The following is a 14,574-nucleotide window of genomic DNA, read 5'->3' as shown; positions in this document are numbered from 1 at the left end:
ATTGTCTCCAACCGCAGTCGGAGTCCCCCATGTTCAGCAAAGACCTCGAACAGACGATTGGCCAGTGCTACAAGCGCGCCCGCGAGGCACGTCATGAGTTCATGACGGTCGAACACCTGCTGCTCGCCCTGCTCGAAAACCCCTCCGCCCAGGCCGTGCTCAAGGCCTGCGGCGCCGACCTGGACCGCCTGCGCCGGGACCTGGAACAGGCCGTGGAGACCTCGGTCTCGCGCCTGGCCGACGATGATGGCCGCGATACCCAGCCCACGCTCGGTTTCCAGCGCGTGCTGCAGCGCGCTGTCTACCACGTGCAGTCCTCGGGCAAGAAGGAGGTCACCGGTGCCAACGTGCTGGTGGCGATCTTCGGCGAGAAGGATTCGCACGCGGTCTACTACCTCAACCAGCAGGACGTGACCCGGCTGGACATCGTCAACTACCTGTCCCATGGCATCGCCAAGTCCGGCGACGAGGGCGACGCCTCGCCCTCCATCGAGGGCGAGGGCCGCGCCGAGGGCGGGGAGGGCGAGGCCAAGGGCGATGCCCTGGCCGAATACGCCAGCAACCTCAACGAGCAGGCCCGTGCCGGTCGCATCGACCCGCTGGTCGGCCGCCGCGACGAGATCGAGCGCACCATCCAGGTACTGTGCCGCCGCCGCAAGAACAACCCGCTGTACGTGGGCGAAGCCGGTGTCGGCAAGACCGCCATCGCCGAGGGCCTGGCCAAGCGCATCGTCGACGGCGAGGTGCCGGAGGTGCTGGCCGATGCGGTCATCTACTCGCTCGACCTGGGCGCGCTGGTGGCCGGCACCAAGTACCGCGGCGATTTCGAGAAGCGGCTGAAGGGCGTGATCGGCGCCTTGAAGAAGCTGCCCAACGCGGTGCTGTTCATCGACGAGATCCACACCATCATCGGTGCCGGGTCGGCGTCCGGCGGCACCATGGACGCCAGCAACCTGATCAAGCCGGCGCTGGCCTCCGGCGACCTGCGCTGCATCGGCTCGACCACGTTCCAGGAGTACCGCGGCATCTTCGAGAAGGACCGGGCGCTGGCGCGCCGCTTCCAGAAGATCGACATCGTCGAGCCCACCGTGGGCGAGGCCTACGAGATCCTCAAGGGCCTGCGCCCGAAGTACGAGGCGCACCACAGCGTCACCTACGCCGATGACGCGCTGCAGGCGGCGGTGGACCTGTCGGTGAAGCACATCGGCGACCGCCTGTTGCCGGACAAGGCCATCGATGTCATCGACGAGGCCGGCGCGCGCCAGCGCCTGCTGCCGGTGGCCGAGCGCAAGGCGACCATCGACGTCGAGGAAGTCGAGGCCATCGTCGCCAAGATGGCGCGCATCCCCGCCAAGCAGGTCACCGCCACCGACAAGGACGTGCTGCGGCACCTGGAGCGCAACCTGAAGATGGTGATCTTCGGCCAGGACCCGGCGATCGAATCGCTGGCCTCGGCGATCAAGCTCTCGCGCTCGGGGCTGGGCAACCCGGAAAAGCCGATCGGCAACTTCCTGTTCGCCGGCCCCACCGGCGTGGGCAAGACCGAGGTCACCCGCCAGCTCGCGCTGCAGCTGGGCATCGAACTGGTGCGCTTCGACATGAGCGAGTACATGGAGCCGCACTCGGTCAGCCGCCTGATCGGTGCGCCCCCGGGCTATGTCGGCTTCGACCAGGGCGGGCTGCTGACCGAGAAGATCGTCAAGACGCCGCACTGCGTGCTGCTGCTGGATGAGGTCGAGAAGGCGCACCCGGACATCTTCAACATCCTGCTGCAGGTCATGGACCGGGGCATCCTCACCGACACCAATGGCCGCGAAGCCAACTTCAAGAACGTGATCCTGGTGATGACCACCAATGCCGGCGCGGCGCAGGCCTCGCGGCGTTCGATCGGCTTCACCCGCCAGGACCATGCCACCGATGCGATGGAAGTGATCCGCAAGAGCTTCACCCCGGAGTTCCGCAACCGCCTCGATGCGGTGGTGCAGTTCCAGGCGCTGGGGCTGGACCACATCCTGCGGGTGGTGGACAAGTTCCTGATCGAGCTGGAGATGCTGCTGCAGGACAAGCACGTCTCGCTGTCGGCGACCGCGGCCGCGCGCGACTGGCTGGCCCGCCACGGCTTCGATCCGCAGATGGGTGCGCGGCCGATGGCCCGCGTCATCCAGGACCAGATCAAGCGCCCGCTGGCCGACGAACTGCTGTTCGGCAAGCTGGTGGGCGGCGGCAAGGTCAGCATCGACGTGCGCGACGGCGAACTGGTGGTCGAGACCGAGGCCGAGCCGGAGCATCTGCTGCCGGCCACGGTCTGAGGCGGGCAGGGCCCTGCCTGGCGACGGCGGCCGCGGTGCCGTCGTCGTTTCCGGCCGGGTTCACGCGGATCGCAGGCACGCAAAAAAGCCAGCCCAGGGCTGGCTTCGGGGATGCACGGCTACCGCGCTTACTTCATGCGGTAGGTGATGCGGCCCTTGGTCAGGTCGTACGGCGTCATTTCAACCTTGACGCGGTCGCCGGTAAGGATGCGGATGTAGTTCTTGCGCATGCGGCCGGAAATGTGGGCGATGATCTCATGCCCGTTTTCCAGTCGAACGCGGAAAGTGGTGTTCGGCAGCGTCTCGCTGACGGTGCCCTCGAACTCGATGGAGTCGTCTTTCGACATGTAATCCTGTGCGGTTCTGCGGATGGCCTTTTCAGGCCCGGAAGCCGCGCATTTTACCCCGCGCCGCGCCATCATGCAAAGTTTGCGTTAAACCGCGTTCCCGCCCGCCAGAACCGCGGCCGGCCAGCGGCCGAAACGCCGGGTCCAGCGCCCGGCCGGCGCGCTCTGCGCCTCCCGGACCAGCGCCCGTACCCGGGCCAGGAACGCATCGCGTGGCAGGTGCACGGCCCCCATGCGCAGCAGGTGCGGGTTTTCCACCTGGGCGTCGATCAACGGCCAGCCCCAGCCATGCAGCCCATGCGCCAGCGCCGCCAGGGCGACCTTGGAGCCCCCGCTGCGGCCACTGAACATGCTTTCGCCGAAGAACATGCGGCCGATGGCCACGCCATAGATGCCGCCGACCAGTTGCGGGCCGTCGAACACCTCCACCGAATGCGCATGCCCGAGCCGGTGCAGTTCCACGTAGGCGCGATGCATGCCGGCGGTGATCCAAGTGCCGTCCTGGCCCGGCCGCGGCGCCTGGGCGCAGGCCTGCATCACCTCGGCGAACGCGGTGTCCGCGGTCACCGTCCAGGGACTGGAGCGCAGCGCCCGGCGGAAGCGCGAGGACAGGTGTACGCCATCGGTGCGGAACACCATGCGCGGGTCCGGCGACCACCACAGGATCGGCTGGCCCTCGGAAAACCACGGAAAGATGCCGCCTGCATAGGCGTTGAGCAGGCGCACCGGCGTCAGATCGCCGCCGACGGCCAGCAGGCCATCGGGCTCGGCCAGTGCAAGCTCCGCCGGCGGGAACGCCGCGTCGGGCTGCGCGGCAAGCAGAAACGGATGCGCGGCGCGGCTCATGCGCCGTGGCCGTCGCGGAAGGGGGAATGCTGCCGCGGCACCCGCGGGCAGCGCCTGGACGGCACCGCCATCGGCGGGTACGGCGGCACCGCTGCGCAGGAGAACTCTGCGGCCAGCAGAGCGCGGTTCACGGGGTGATCGCCGCATGCTCGAGAGCACCATGCCCGGCCCGGCGGGCGGGAAGAAGCCGCCGGGCGGGACGCTGGAGGTCCCGGCGAAGCTGTTGCCTCGGCGGCGGACGCCGGACGCGAAGTAAGGGGAGTGCGCATCCTGGGGTTGGTTGACCTGTGCCTGTTCGCGCGATCCCGGGCACGCAGTCGCCCCGATGCGGATCGGCATCATAAATGGCTTTCCAGCGCGTTGCGGAATGCCGATGCCCTGATTGAACGGGTTGGCGCGGGCAGACGGTCACGGACACGGCGTTTCGAGCCGGGAGTCGATTGGCCCGGAACGCGCCCGCGCATGCCTTGCCCGGCCATCCTCCGTCCGGGAGCCGGGCGTGCCTGGGCCTGCCGGGCCCGGCTTGCCGAGTCCGGCCTGCGTTCCATCGATGCCAGGGAATCATCGAACAGCGCGAGTGCTTCGGGCGGAGGCGGAGACGCGCCGCGGGTTCCCTGCGCGCCGCGAAGGCCGGCCGTGTACCGGGATGGAGCAGGATTCTCGTGGCCTCGCCGCCGCCCCCCGGGCCGCATCCGCGGACCCGCCGGCCCCGAGGCTGCCAGGAAAGCGCGCCTCCGCGGCATTCTTCCGTTCCAGCCCCGGGTCCGGCGTCCGCGTTCAATGCGGGGGCGATGCGCCCGATGCGGACAACCAGGCCGTGGGTGACGTGCCCGCATGTCGTGCCGCGAAAGCGCGTGCGAATGCCGATGCGCTCGCATAGCCGACGTCGAGCGCCACGTTCTTCAGCGGATGCCCGCGCTTGAGCAGCGTCTTGGCGACGCTGATGCGCCAGTCGGCGAGATAGTCGCCGGGCGGCGTGCCGACGACATGGTGGAAGTGCGCCGCGAAGCGGGCGCGCGACATGCCGCTGACCCGCGCCAGGCCGTCCAGGGTCCAGGCGTCGCCCGGGGCGCCGTGCATGGCGTTCAGCGCTTTCGCCAGGCGCGGATCGGCGAGGCCGGCGAGCACGCCCTGCGCGACCACGCCAGCGGTCATGCAGTGGCGCAGCAACTGCAGGATCATCAGTTCGCTCAGCCGGTCCAGCGCCGCCTGCCGTCCGCAGTGCCGGGCAAAGGCCTCCTCGAACAGCAGCTCAAGCGTGCCGCGCAGCAGCGCGTTGTCGCGCAGCGGCAGCACCAGCCGCGCGGGCAGGCTGCGGGTCAGCGGGTTGCCGGCATCGGCCCCCAGCTCGATGGACGAGCACACCAGGTCCGCGCCCTGCGCACCTTCGCCGCGAATCCAGTGCGGGGCCGGTCGCGGATAGAAGATCAGGCTCGGCGCGTCGATCGTGGTCTCGCCGGCAACGGCGTCGCCGATCCGCAGCGTGCCGCCGCGCAGCACGTGAAGGTGGCCGACGCCGTCGCGGGCGTCGAAGTCGGCGGTGTCGCACAGGCTTCCGGTATGGAAGACCCGCGCGCGCAGGCGGAAGCAGTCGAGTAGTGCGCTGAGTCGGTCGTGCATGTCGAGACGATCTGTGATCTTTACTGGACGCAATGATACCTGGGGTATCGCAAGGGCAGGCACAGTGACGCCTCCTTCCCACGGCTTCCAAGGAGCCCGCCATGACTGCCGCATCCCCCCGCATCGCCCCGCTCGACCCGGCCTCGGCCGATCCCGCTGTCGCCGCCACCCTCGCTTCGGTCAAGGCCAAGCTCGGTGTGGTGCCCAATCTGTTCCGCACGTTTGCCCGCTCGCCGGCGGCGCTCGACGGTTACCTCGCCCTGTCGGACGCCCTGGCGGGCGGTCGCCTGAGCGCCGGCCAACGCGAGATCGTCGCGCTCTCGGTCGGGCAGGCCAACCGCTGCGGCTATTGCCTGGCCGCGCATACGCTCATCGGCAAGGGCACCGGCCTGTCCGAGGCGGACATCCATGCGGCGCGCACCGGTACCGGCGCCGATCCGCACGACACCGCGCTGGCAGCATTCGCACGGCGCCTGACCGAACAGCGGGGCGTCGTCAGCGACGACGAACTGGCGGCGTTCCGGCGCGCCGGTTTCGATGACGCCGTCGCGCTGGAAGTGGTGGCGCTGGTCGCGCTCAATACGCTGACCAACTACACCAACCACCTCGCCGGGACGGCAGTGGACTTCCCGCCGGTGCCGCTGGAAATCGCGGGCTGAGCGACGCCCGCCACGACGATGCGGGACGCGCTTGCCGGCGCGTCCCGCGTCACGGCGTCTAGCGGCCGTCCGGCTTGGCCGGGCGCAAGCCGAAGGCCAAGCCCGTCGCCGCGCGCATCGGCACAGGTAACGTCATGGCCGTTGCGCACGAGTACGTGCTGGGCTGCGCGGCTCGAGGCGTTGGCACCGTGCGCTGCGGATGCCGGTCGCAGGTGGCCGGCAGTGCCGTAGCCGCCAACGCAACGGCATGCAGTGCCCGTGCGCCTGCGGCGCGCGCGCCGACAGGTTGCCGCCAACGGCGGCCCGGCAAGCGCCCGTTACGCCTGCGCGAACGCCGCGTCGGGCAGCGCGGGACGCACAGTCGGATGCGCTGCCCGGCTCAAGTGCCGTCCTCGTCGCCTTCGCGGAACGGGGAATGCTCCCGCAGCGCCTGCATGTAGCGCGCGACATCACGCTCCTCGCGTGCGCACCACCCGCGCAGTGCCTGGCGGAACTGCGGGTCGGCGATCCAGTGCCGGCTGCGCACCGGTACCGGCAGGAACCCGCGTGCCAGCTTGTGTTCGCCCTGCGCACCCGGCTCGAAGCGCTGCAGCCCTTCGCGCAGGCAGTACTCGATGCCCTGGTAATAGCAGGTCTCGAAGTGCAGGCCGGGCAGGGCGGCGCCTCCCCAGTAGCGGCCGAACAGCGTGTCGCCGCCGCGCAGGCACAGCGCACCGGCGATCGGTCGTTGGTCCTGGAGGGCGAGGAACAGCACCAGCTGGCGTGGCATGGTGCTGGCCAGGTGCTGCAGGAACGGCAGGGTCAACGCCGGTGCGTTGCCATACCCGGCGAAGGTCTGCAGGTAGAAGCCGTGCATCGCCTCCAGGTCGCCGGCCGTCGCCTCGTCGCCATGGACCACGCGGAAATCGATGCCGCTGCGCGCCACCCGGGCGCGCTCCTGGCGGATGTTCTTGCGGCGCTTGTGGTCCATCGCACCGAGGAAATCATCGAAGCTCCGCCAGCCCGGCCGGCGCTGCCACTGGAACTGCACGTCCACGCGCCGCAGCCACTCCGCGTCGAACAGCGCATCCTCGGGGCCGGAATGGAAATTGACATGGGCCGAGGACAGCCCGGTCTCCTGTACGTGGCCGGCGATGGCCTGCAGCAACTGCCGGCGCCGCGTGTCGTCGCCGGCCAGCAGGCGCGGGCCGGTGACCGGCGAATAGGGAACCGCGCCCAGCCACTTCGGGAAATAATCCAGCCCCTGCCGCGCGTAGGCATTGGCCCAGGCATGGTCGAACACGAACTCGCCATGCGAGTTGTCCTTCAGGTAGCCCGGCACCGCCGCCACCAGCGCATCGTCGTGCCACAGGGTGAGGTGCCGGGGTTGCCAGCCCCACTCCGGGCGCAGGCAGCCGTGCTGCTCCAGCCCGGCAAGGAAGGCATGGCTGACGAAGGGATTGCGCCGGTCGTGCAGGGCATCCCATTGCGCCGCTTCCACCTGTGCCAGGGACGGGAGTACGCGCAGTCGCGGGGGCAGGGTCATGGCCGCAGCTGCAGCACGTCGATGGTGGGCGGGTTGAACAGGCGCAGCGGCAGGCCGACTTCGCCCACGCCGCGGGTGGTGAACACACGCACCGGGCCGGCCGCCGCCGGCGCCACCTGTTCGCCGCGGTCGAACCCGTGGGCGCTCGGGATGACCTTGCGGTACAGCCACGGGATGCGGATCTGCCCGCCATGGGTGTGGCCGGCCAGGACGATGGCCGCATCGCCCGGCAGCAGGTCCATGGCACTGTCGGGATTGTGCGCGACGACGATCGCCGGCAGGTGCCCGGGTACCTCGCGCAGGAAGCGCGGGTCGTCCTTGCCGGCCCAGCGGTCGCCCAGGCCGGCCCAGCGGATGCCGCCGGCATCGGTGAAGCGCATGCCTTCGATGATGCGCACGCCATTGGCGCGCAATGCAGTGCGCAGGGCGGCATCGATGTCCGGGCCCGGCGCCTGCTGGTCGTGGTTGCCGAGCACCGCGTAGACCGGCACCCGCAGCGCCGACAGCGGCGAGAACGCCTCGGACAGCGTCAGCCGCTGCGGTTCATAGGTCAGGTCGCCGGCGATGACCACCGCGTCCACCGGCAACGCATCGAGCCGCGCCACCAGCCGCTGGAGGAAGCGGCGGTCCTTGTAGACCCCCAGGTGGATGTCGCTGACCAGGGCGATGCGGACCTGCATGCCGGTACCAGGCAGCTCGGTATGGGCCACCCGGATCCACTGCGGCTCGATGAACCGCGCCCACGCGAACAGGCCGCAGCCGAGCAGCAGGACCCCGAGCACGGGGCGGTACCGGCGCTCGCGGCGCCAGCGCCACAGCAGCCAGGCGATGGCGGGGAGCACCAGCCAGCTGCCGTGGAACAGCAGTTGCTTGGCGAGCACCTTGTCCATGCCCGACTGCCGGAACGGCGGGGGCTCAGTTGCCCTGGGCGTCGAGGAAACGCTCGGCGTCGAGTGCGGCCATGCAGCCGAAGCCGGCCGAAGTGATGGCCTGGCGGTAATGCTGGTCGGCGACGTCGCCGGCCGCGAACACGCCCTCCACCGAGGTCTGGGTGGCGTTGCCGCCCAGACCCGAGCGGATTTCCAGGTAGCCGTTGTTCATGGCCAGCTGGCCCTTGAACAGGTCAGTGTTGGGCTGGTGGCCGATGGCGACGAAGAAGCCGTGCGCGGCGATGTCGCGGGTGCTGCCGTCCTGGGTGGACTTCACCCGTACCCCGGTCACGCCCATCTCGTTGCCCAGCACTTCGTCGACCTGGTGGTGCCACACGGTTTCGATCTTGCCGGCGGCGACCTTGGCGAACAGCTTGTCCTGCATGATCTTTTCCGCCTTGAGCGTGTCGCGGCGATGCACCAGGTAGACCTTGCGGGCGATGTTGGACAGGTACAGCGCCTCTTCCACGGCGGTGTTGCCGCCACCGACCACGACCACGTCCTGGTCCTTGTAGAAGAAGCCATCGCAGGTGGCGCAGGCCGACACGCCGCGGCCCTTGAACGCGTCCTCGGACGGGATGCCCAGGTACTTGGCGGTGGCGCCGGTGGCGATGATCAGCGCATCGCAGGTGTACCGGGCGCTGTCGCCGGTGAGCGTGAACGGCCGCTGCGACAGGTCGGCGGTATGGATGTGGTCGAACACCACCTCGGTGTCGAAGCGCTCGGCGTGGGCCTGCATGCGCGCCATCAGGTCCGGCCCCATCAGGCCGTGGGCATCGCCCGGCCAGTTGTCCACCTCGGTGGTGGTCATCAGCTGCCCACCCTGCTGCAGGCCGGTGATCACCACCGGCTTGAGGTTGGCGCGCGCGGCATAGACCGCGGCGGTCCAGCCGGCGGGGCCGGAGCCCAGGATGACGAGCTTCTGGTGGCGGGTGGGCAGGGACGGGGCGCTGGAAGTGCTCATGTATACTCGCGGGAAGTCGGGATTGGCGGCGCGATCGCGGTACATGGCGACCGTCCGGGCTGGTAATAGAGTGGAGACCGGGCTCCGGTGAATCAAGGCGCAGGGATGGAACTGCGCGGCCCGCCCGGCCACTCCCGTCGCCGCCCGCAGCCCGTTCCCCGTGCTCCGCCCGCGCTCCGATGTCCTTGCGCCCCCCGTCCCGTCGCCCGCCGGAACAGGCGGATGAAACGGCGCCGCCTGTCGTTTAATATCAATCACTAACCATGCATTTCTAAGGTCTGGTCCAAGGTGGCGAAACAGGTCCCGGAACGTGACAAGGGCGCTGGCCCGAGCGGCAACGCGCGCAAGCAGGCGGCCGCCGCGGACAATCCACGCCGCAACAAGCTGTGGCGCGATCTGGCGCTGATCGCGATCGCGCCGGCACTGCTGTACCTGCTGGCCAGCCTGTTCACCTATTCGCCGGCCGACCCGGGCTGGTCGCAGGCCGGGTCGGTGGTCGCCCCGATCCACAACATGGGCGGCCGGGTGGGGGCGTGGATCGCCGACGTACTGCGCCAGCTGTTCGGCTACGTCGCCTATCTCATCCCGCTGATGCTGGCGGCGGTCGCCTGGATCGCCATGTTCGGGCTCAACCGCGAGAACCGCGGCAACGATGACCTCGGCCCGGCGTTGCGCCTGGTCGGTATCGTCGGCTTCCTGATCGGCGCCACCGGTTTCCTCTATCTGCGCCTGCCGCCGGGCGATGTCGCCCGCGCCGGCGGCGGCCTTGGCGTGCTGGTGGGCAAATCGCTGCAGAGCGGCTTCGGCCCGGTCGGCAGCAACCTGTTCCTGCTGGTGCTGCTGCTGACCTCGATCACCCTGGCCACGGGGCTGTCGTGGTTCTGGGTGATGGAGAAGATCGGCAAGTGGGTGCTGGCGCTGGGCCCGCTGCTGGACCGCAAGAAGGAGCAGGCCAGCGCCTGGCAACAGACCCGTGCGCTGCGCGAGGAGCGCGAGGAAGTGCGCAAGGTCGATGCCGAGGTACGCGCCAGGCGCGAGCCGGTGAAGATCGAGCCGCGCCCGGTGCCCGTGATCGAGAAGAGCGAACGCGCCAAGCGCGAGACCCAGATCCCGATGTTCCAGGGCGTCAACGGCGACGGTTCGGACGTGCCGCCGCTGGCCCTGCTGGACGACCCCAAGCCGCAACCCAAGGGCTACGACGAGCAGACCCTGGAAACGCTGTCGCGGCAGATCGAGTTCAAGCTCAAGGATTTCCGCATCGATGCGCTGGTGGTCGGCGCCTATCCGGGCCCGGTCATCACCCGTTTCGAGATCGAGCCGGCGCCGGGCATCAAGGTCAGCCAGATCAGCTCGCTGGACAAGGACATCGCCCGCGGCCTGTCGGTGAAATCGGTGCGCGTGGTCGACGTGATCCCGGGCAAGTCGGTGATCGGCCTGGAAATCCCCAACGTCACCCGCGAGATGATCTTCCTGTCCGAGCTGCTGCGCTCGAAGGAATACGACAAGTCGGCCAGCGTGCTGACCCTGGCGCTGGGCAAGGACATCGCCGGCCGCCCGACCGTGGCCGACCTGGCGCGCATGCCGCACCTGCTGGTGGCCGGCACCACCGGCTCGGGCAAGTCGGTGGCGGTCAACGCCATGGTGCTGAGCCTGCTGTACAAGGCCAGCCCGAAAGACCTGCGCATGCTCATGATCGACCCGAAGATGCTGGAGCTCAGCGTCTACCAGGGCATCCCGCACCTGCTCGCGCCGGTGGTCACCGACATGAAGGAGGCCGCCAACGGCCTGCGCTGGTGCGTGGCGGAAATGGAGCGCCGCTACAAGCTGATGAGCGCGGTGGGCGTGCGCAACCTGGCCGGCTTCAACAAGAAGATCAAGGACGCCATCGACGCCGGCCAGCCGCTGATGGACCCGCTGTTCAAGCCCAACCCGGAAATGGGCGAGGCGCCGCGCCAGCTCGAGCCGCTGCCGTTCATCGTCATCTTCATCGACGAATTCGCCGACATGATGATGATCGTCGGCAAGAAGGTCGAGGAACTGATCGCGCGCCTGGCGCAGAAGGCGCGCGCCGCCGGCATCCACCTGATCCTGGCCACCCAGCGCCCGTCGGTGGACGTGATCACCGGCCTGATCAAGGCCAACATCCCGACCCGCATCGCGTTCCAGGTCAGCTCCAAGATCGACTCGCGCACCATCCTCGACCAGTCCGGCGCCGAGGCGCTGCTGGGCAACGGCGACATGCTGTACCTGCCGCCGGGCACGGCGATGCCGGACCGCGTGCACGGCGCGTTCGTCTCCGACGAGGAAGTGCACCGGGTGGTCGAGCACCTCAAGGCGAGCGGCCCGGCCGATTACATCGAGGGCGTGCTGGACGAGGTCCAGACCATGGGCGACGGGGTGGTGGTCGGCGCCACCGGCCTGCCGGAATCCAGCGGCGGTGGCGACGAATCCGACCCGCTCTACGACGAGGCGCTGCGCATCGTCACCGAGACCCCGGCGCGCCTCGATCTCCGGCGTCCAGCGGCGGCTGAAGATCGGCTACAACCGCGCCGCGCGCCTGATCGAGGCGATGGAAGCGGCCGGCGTGGTCAGCGCGCCGGAGCACAACGGCGACCGCAGCGTGCTGGCACCGCCGCCGCCCCGCTGATTCCTGCTCACCCTGGTGCGGAAGGACGCTGCATGAAGCAATGGATGATGTCGTTCGCGCTGCTGGCCTTGCTGCCGGCGGCCCATGCCGATGACACGGTCCCCGCCGCGCAGGCCATGGAGGCCGCGACAGCGATACGCAACAACTATGCCTTCCTCGACTACCACGCCGACTACCGGGTGAACGCCGATGCCACCCATGTCGAGACCGATACGGTGGAAGTACTGATCCACAACAAGGGCGGGGGCGACCAGTGGAGCCAGGTGCGGCAGAGCTACAGCGAAAAAATGGAGACGCTGGAGATCCTCTCGGCATATACGGTGACGCCCGACGGCAAGCGCCGTGACGTTCCGGCAGACAACATCTACACGCAGGAAGGCTATTCCAGCGCATCGGCGGCGATGTATGCGGACCAGAAGGTCAAGGTCATCGTGTTTCCCGACCTGTCGCCGGGCACGCGCCTGGCGTACTCGATCCGGCGCAGCCGCAATACACCAAGTTTCCCCGGCTATTTTGGCCTGTGGGAGACGTTCAGCCGCTTGAACGAATACCGGAACGCACGCGTTACGCTGAGCGTTCCTGCCAGCCTGCCCATGTACGTGCACACCGGGAATGGCGTTGAGGGTGGAAGCGAGCCGCTGGTAGAAGACGGTATCGCCCGCTGGGAGTGGCGGGTGCGTGACGCGAAGCCGCTGCCATCGCAGAACTGGAGCGCACCGGCGTGGGAATTCAGTCCCACGATAATGGCCAGCAGTTACCCCGACTACTCCATGCTTGGCCGCGCCTACCACCTCAAGGCTGGCGCGGCGGCAAGAGTCACCCCGGCAATACAGGCCATGGCCGACGATATCGTCCGGAACATCGAAGGCCGTCGCGCGCAGGCCGACGCGCTCTACCAGTGGGTGGCCAGGAACATCCGTTATGTCGCCGTATACCTGGGCAATGGCGGGCTGGAACCGAACATGGCCGACAGCATCCTCGCCAACCGCTATGGCGACTGCAAGGACCATGTAGTCATTCTGGAAGCCTTGCTGGCTGCCAGGGGCATCGGCAGTACGCCAGCGCTGATCGGTGCCGACAGCGGCCCGACGTTGCCGCCGGTGGCGCTGACCGGACGCTTCAATCACGTCATCACGTACGTTCCAGAGTTCGACCTCTACCTGGACTCAACCAACCAGCATGCACGTTTCGGGCAGTTGCCAAGCGGCGACCTCAGCATGCCTGTGGTGCACAGTGCAGACGGCAGGATCGCGCGCACGCCAGCCCTGTCCGGCGGACGTCTTCCAGCGGTCGCCACCGAGATGGAGATGACGTTCGCCGCCGATGGAAACGCGCAGGGCCTGTTATGGATAAAGCCCCGCACCAGCAGTGAGATCAGCTGGCGCAGTGCTCTTGCCCATCTGAACGGGCAGAACCGGCGCAGCTTCGAGGCCTCCATGCTGGCAGCGGCCAGCATGGAGGGCAGCGGTGAGCTCGGATTCGCCGGCGCCCTTGCTGATTTGTCCACGCCCTTCGCCGTGGCCTATCGATTCACCGCGCTGGACCAGGCCGATTTCGCCAACGCCGGTGGCTTGCCGTTGCCGGACATGCCGGGCATCGTTTCCATCCGCGACTACTACAAGCGAACCAGGGCCGAGCACAATGACGTGCCGTTCACGTGCCCGGTTTTCAGCCAGGAGGAAACCTACCGTCTGCATTTCCCCGCGGATGTGGCGATCACCGCCTTGCCGCGCGATATCTATTTCACCAATGCCGCGGGCACCTACCGCTCGAACTGGCGACGCCAGGGGCAGACCATCGTGGCCGTCCACCGTCTTCGGCAGAATGCGGTGAACGGCGATGACAGGCTCTGCCAGGCCCAGGATTACCTCCACTTCCGCGAGTTGTACCGTCAGGCGCGGCGCGGCTTTCGCGCGCAGGTCGTATATCGCGGACCATCGGCCACGCCCTGAATCCCGGGCGTCCAGCAGGCAGGGCGGAGATGATCTTCGCCTGCCCATTCAGCATCGACTTGGCACACTGCACTCACATCATCCACCGCTTACGGAACCGCTCATGCACGTCCTTCTCCGCACCGGCCTCATCGTCAGCATGGTCGCCACCGGCCTTCTTGCCGCCGACGCCCATGCTGGCGCACGCGACGACCTGAAGTCCTTCACCAACGGCCTGCGCGGCCTGGACGGGCAGTTCAGCCAGCAGGTGTTCGATGCCCGCGGCAAGCTCAAGGAGTCGTCCAGCGGCCGCGTCGCGCTGTCGGCGCCGCGGCTGTTCCGCTGGGAATACACCCGCCCGCATCCGCAGCTGATCGTCGCCGACGGCAGCAAGGTCTGGGTCTATGAGCCCGACCTGGAGCAGGCCACCGTGCGCAGCCAGGGCGAGGAGGAGCAGAACAGCCCGCTGACCGCGCTGATCAACCCGGCGCAGCTCGAGCGCCAGTACGACGTCAGCGAGGAGGCCGCCCCGCGCGATGGCCTGCAGTGGCTGTCGCTGAGCCCCAAGCGCGAAACCGATGCCAGCTTCCAGTACGCCGCGCTCGGCTTCGGCCAGGGCGGGCTGAGCCGCATGGAAGTGGTCGATGCGGTCGGCCAGCGCACCGTGATCGACTTCAGCGGCTGGAAGAAGAACCCGGGCTTTGCCGCCGGCACCTTCCGCTTCACCCCGGCCAGGAACGTGGACGTCATCGGCGAGCGCTGAGCGAAGAAGGCCAGCCCCGGCTGCCGCCGTGCGA

General features: G+C 68.6%; 10 protein-coding genes and 1 pseudogene. 5 read left to right on the top strand and 6 right to left on the bottom strand.

Going from position 1 to position 14,574, the window contains the following annotated elements; genetic code table 11:
• The first annotated feature begins 29 nt into the window (after positions 1 to 29).
• A complete protein-coding gene (clpA, locus tag F0P95_RS11955) occupies positions 30 to 2,309 on the top strand; it encodes an ATP-dependent Clp protease ATP-binding subunit ClpA (protein ID WP_182334406.1) in 2,280 nt (759 codons plus the stop codon).
• Positions 2,310 to 2,437: 128 nt separating this feature from the next.
• Here the strand turns inward: clpA and infA are convergent, their stop codons facing one another.
• The 3 genes from infA to F0P95_RS11940 form a co-directional block, all read right to left on the bottom strand.
• Complete coding sequence (infA, locus tag F0P95_RS11950) at positions 2,438 to 2,656, bottom strand: translation initiation factor IF-1 (protein ID WP_005409596.1); 219 nt, start codon at positions 2,654 to 2,656, stop codon at positions 2,438 to 2,440.
• An 87-nt stretch (positions 2,657 to 2,743) separates the two neighbouring features.
• Positions 2,744 to 3,502: a leucyl/phenylalanyl-tRNA--protein transferase gene (gene aat / locus F0P95_RS11945; protein WP_182336972.1), complete on the bottom strand. Its 759-nt coding sequence runs from the start codon at positions 3,500 to 3,502 to the stop codon at positions 2,744 to 2,746.
• Between the two features lie 777 nt (positions 3,503 to 4,279).
• Complete coding sequence (locus tag F0P95_RS11940; RefSeq protein ID WP_182334405.1) at positions 4,280 to 5,122, bottom strand: AraC family transcriptional regulator; 843 nt, start codon at positions 5,120 to 5,122, stop codon at positions 4,280 to 4,282.
• Between the two features lie 101 nt (positions 5,123 to 5,223).
• Between F0P95_RS11940 and F0P95_RS11935 the strand changes: the two genes are divergently transcribed.
• A complete protein-coding gene (locus F0P95_RS11935) occupies positions 5,224 to 5,781 on the top strand; it encodes a carboxymuconolactone decarboxylase family protein (protein WP_182334404.1) in 558 nt (185 codons plus the stop codon).
• 379 nt (positions 5,782 to 6,160) lie between these two features.
• Here F0P95_RS11935 and F0P95_RS11930 read toward each other — a convergent pair whose 3' ends face one another.
• Genes F0P95_RS11930 through trxB form a run of 3 tightly spaced genes read right to left on the bottom strand, consistent with a single transcriptional unit; the run spans position 6,161 to position 9,199 of the window.
• Positions 6,161 to 7,306 carry a GNAT family N-acetyltransferase gene (locus F0P95_RS11930; protein WP_182334403.1) on the bottom strand — a complete coding sequence of 382 codons (1,146 nt, stop codon included), beginning with the start codon at positions 7,304 to 7,306 and terminating at the stop codon, positions 6,161 to 6,163.
• Positions 7,303 to 8,196, bottom strand: coding sequence for a metallophosphoesterase (locus F0P95_RS11925; RefSeq protein ID WP_182334402.1), 894 nt, complete (start codon positions 8,194 to 8,196; stop codon positions 7,303 to 7,305). The genes F0P95_RS11930 and F0P95_RS11925 overlap by 4 nt, the downstream gene beginning before the upstream one ends.
• A 25-nt stretch (positions 8,197 to 8,221) precedes the next feature.
• The gene (gene trxB / locus F0P95_RS11920) at positions 8,222 to 9,199 is read right to left on the bottom strand and encodes a thioredoxin-disulfide reductase (RefSeq protein ID WP_056932920.1); all 978 of its coding nucleotides are present in this window, start codon (positions 9,197 to 9,199) and stop codon (positions 8,222 to 8,224) included.
• A gap of 288 nt (positions 9,200 to 9,487) precedes the next feature.
• Between trxB and F0P95_RS11915 the strand changes: the two are divergent.
• The 3 genes and pseudogenes from F0P95_RS11915 to lolA all read left to right on the top strand — a co-directional run bounded on the left by F0P95_RS11915 (position 9,488) and on the right by lolA (position 14,540).
• A pseudogene (locus F0P95_RS11915) lies at positions 9,488 to 11,846 on the top strand (DNA translocase FtsK).
• 47 nt (positions 11,847 to 11,893) lie between these two features.
• Positions 11,894 to 13,798, top strand: a complete 1,905-nt coding sequence (locus tag F0P95_RS11910) for a DUF3857 domain-containing transglutaminase family protein (protein ID WP_425515935.1) — start codon at positions 11,894 to 11,896, stop codon at positions 13,796 to 13,798.
• A gap of 103 nt (positions 13,799 to 13,901) precedes the next feature.
• Positions 13,902 to 14,540 carry an outer membrane lipoprotein periplasmic chaperone LolA gene (gene lolA / locus F0P95_RS11905; RefSeq protein WP_182334400.1) on the top strand — a complete coding sequence of 213 codons (639 nt, stop codon included), beginning with the start codon at positions 13,902 to 13,904 and terminating at the stop codon, positions 14,538 to 14,540.
• The last annotated feature ends 34 nt before the right edge of the window (positions 14,541 to 14,574 follow it).

It is taken from the genome of Stenotrophomonas acidaminiphila (genome assembly GCF_014109845.1).
In the GTDB taxonomy this organism is placed as follows: Bacteria; Pseudomonadota; Gammaproteobacteria; order Xanthomonadales; family Xanthomonadaceae; genus Stenotrophomonas; species Stenotrophomonas acidaminiphila.
The sequence above is the reverse complement of the archived record's forward strand: the minus strand, read 5'-3'. Positions and strand labels throughout refer to the sequence as shown.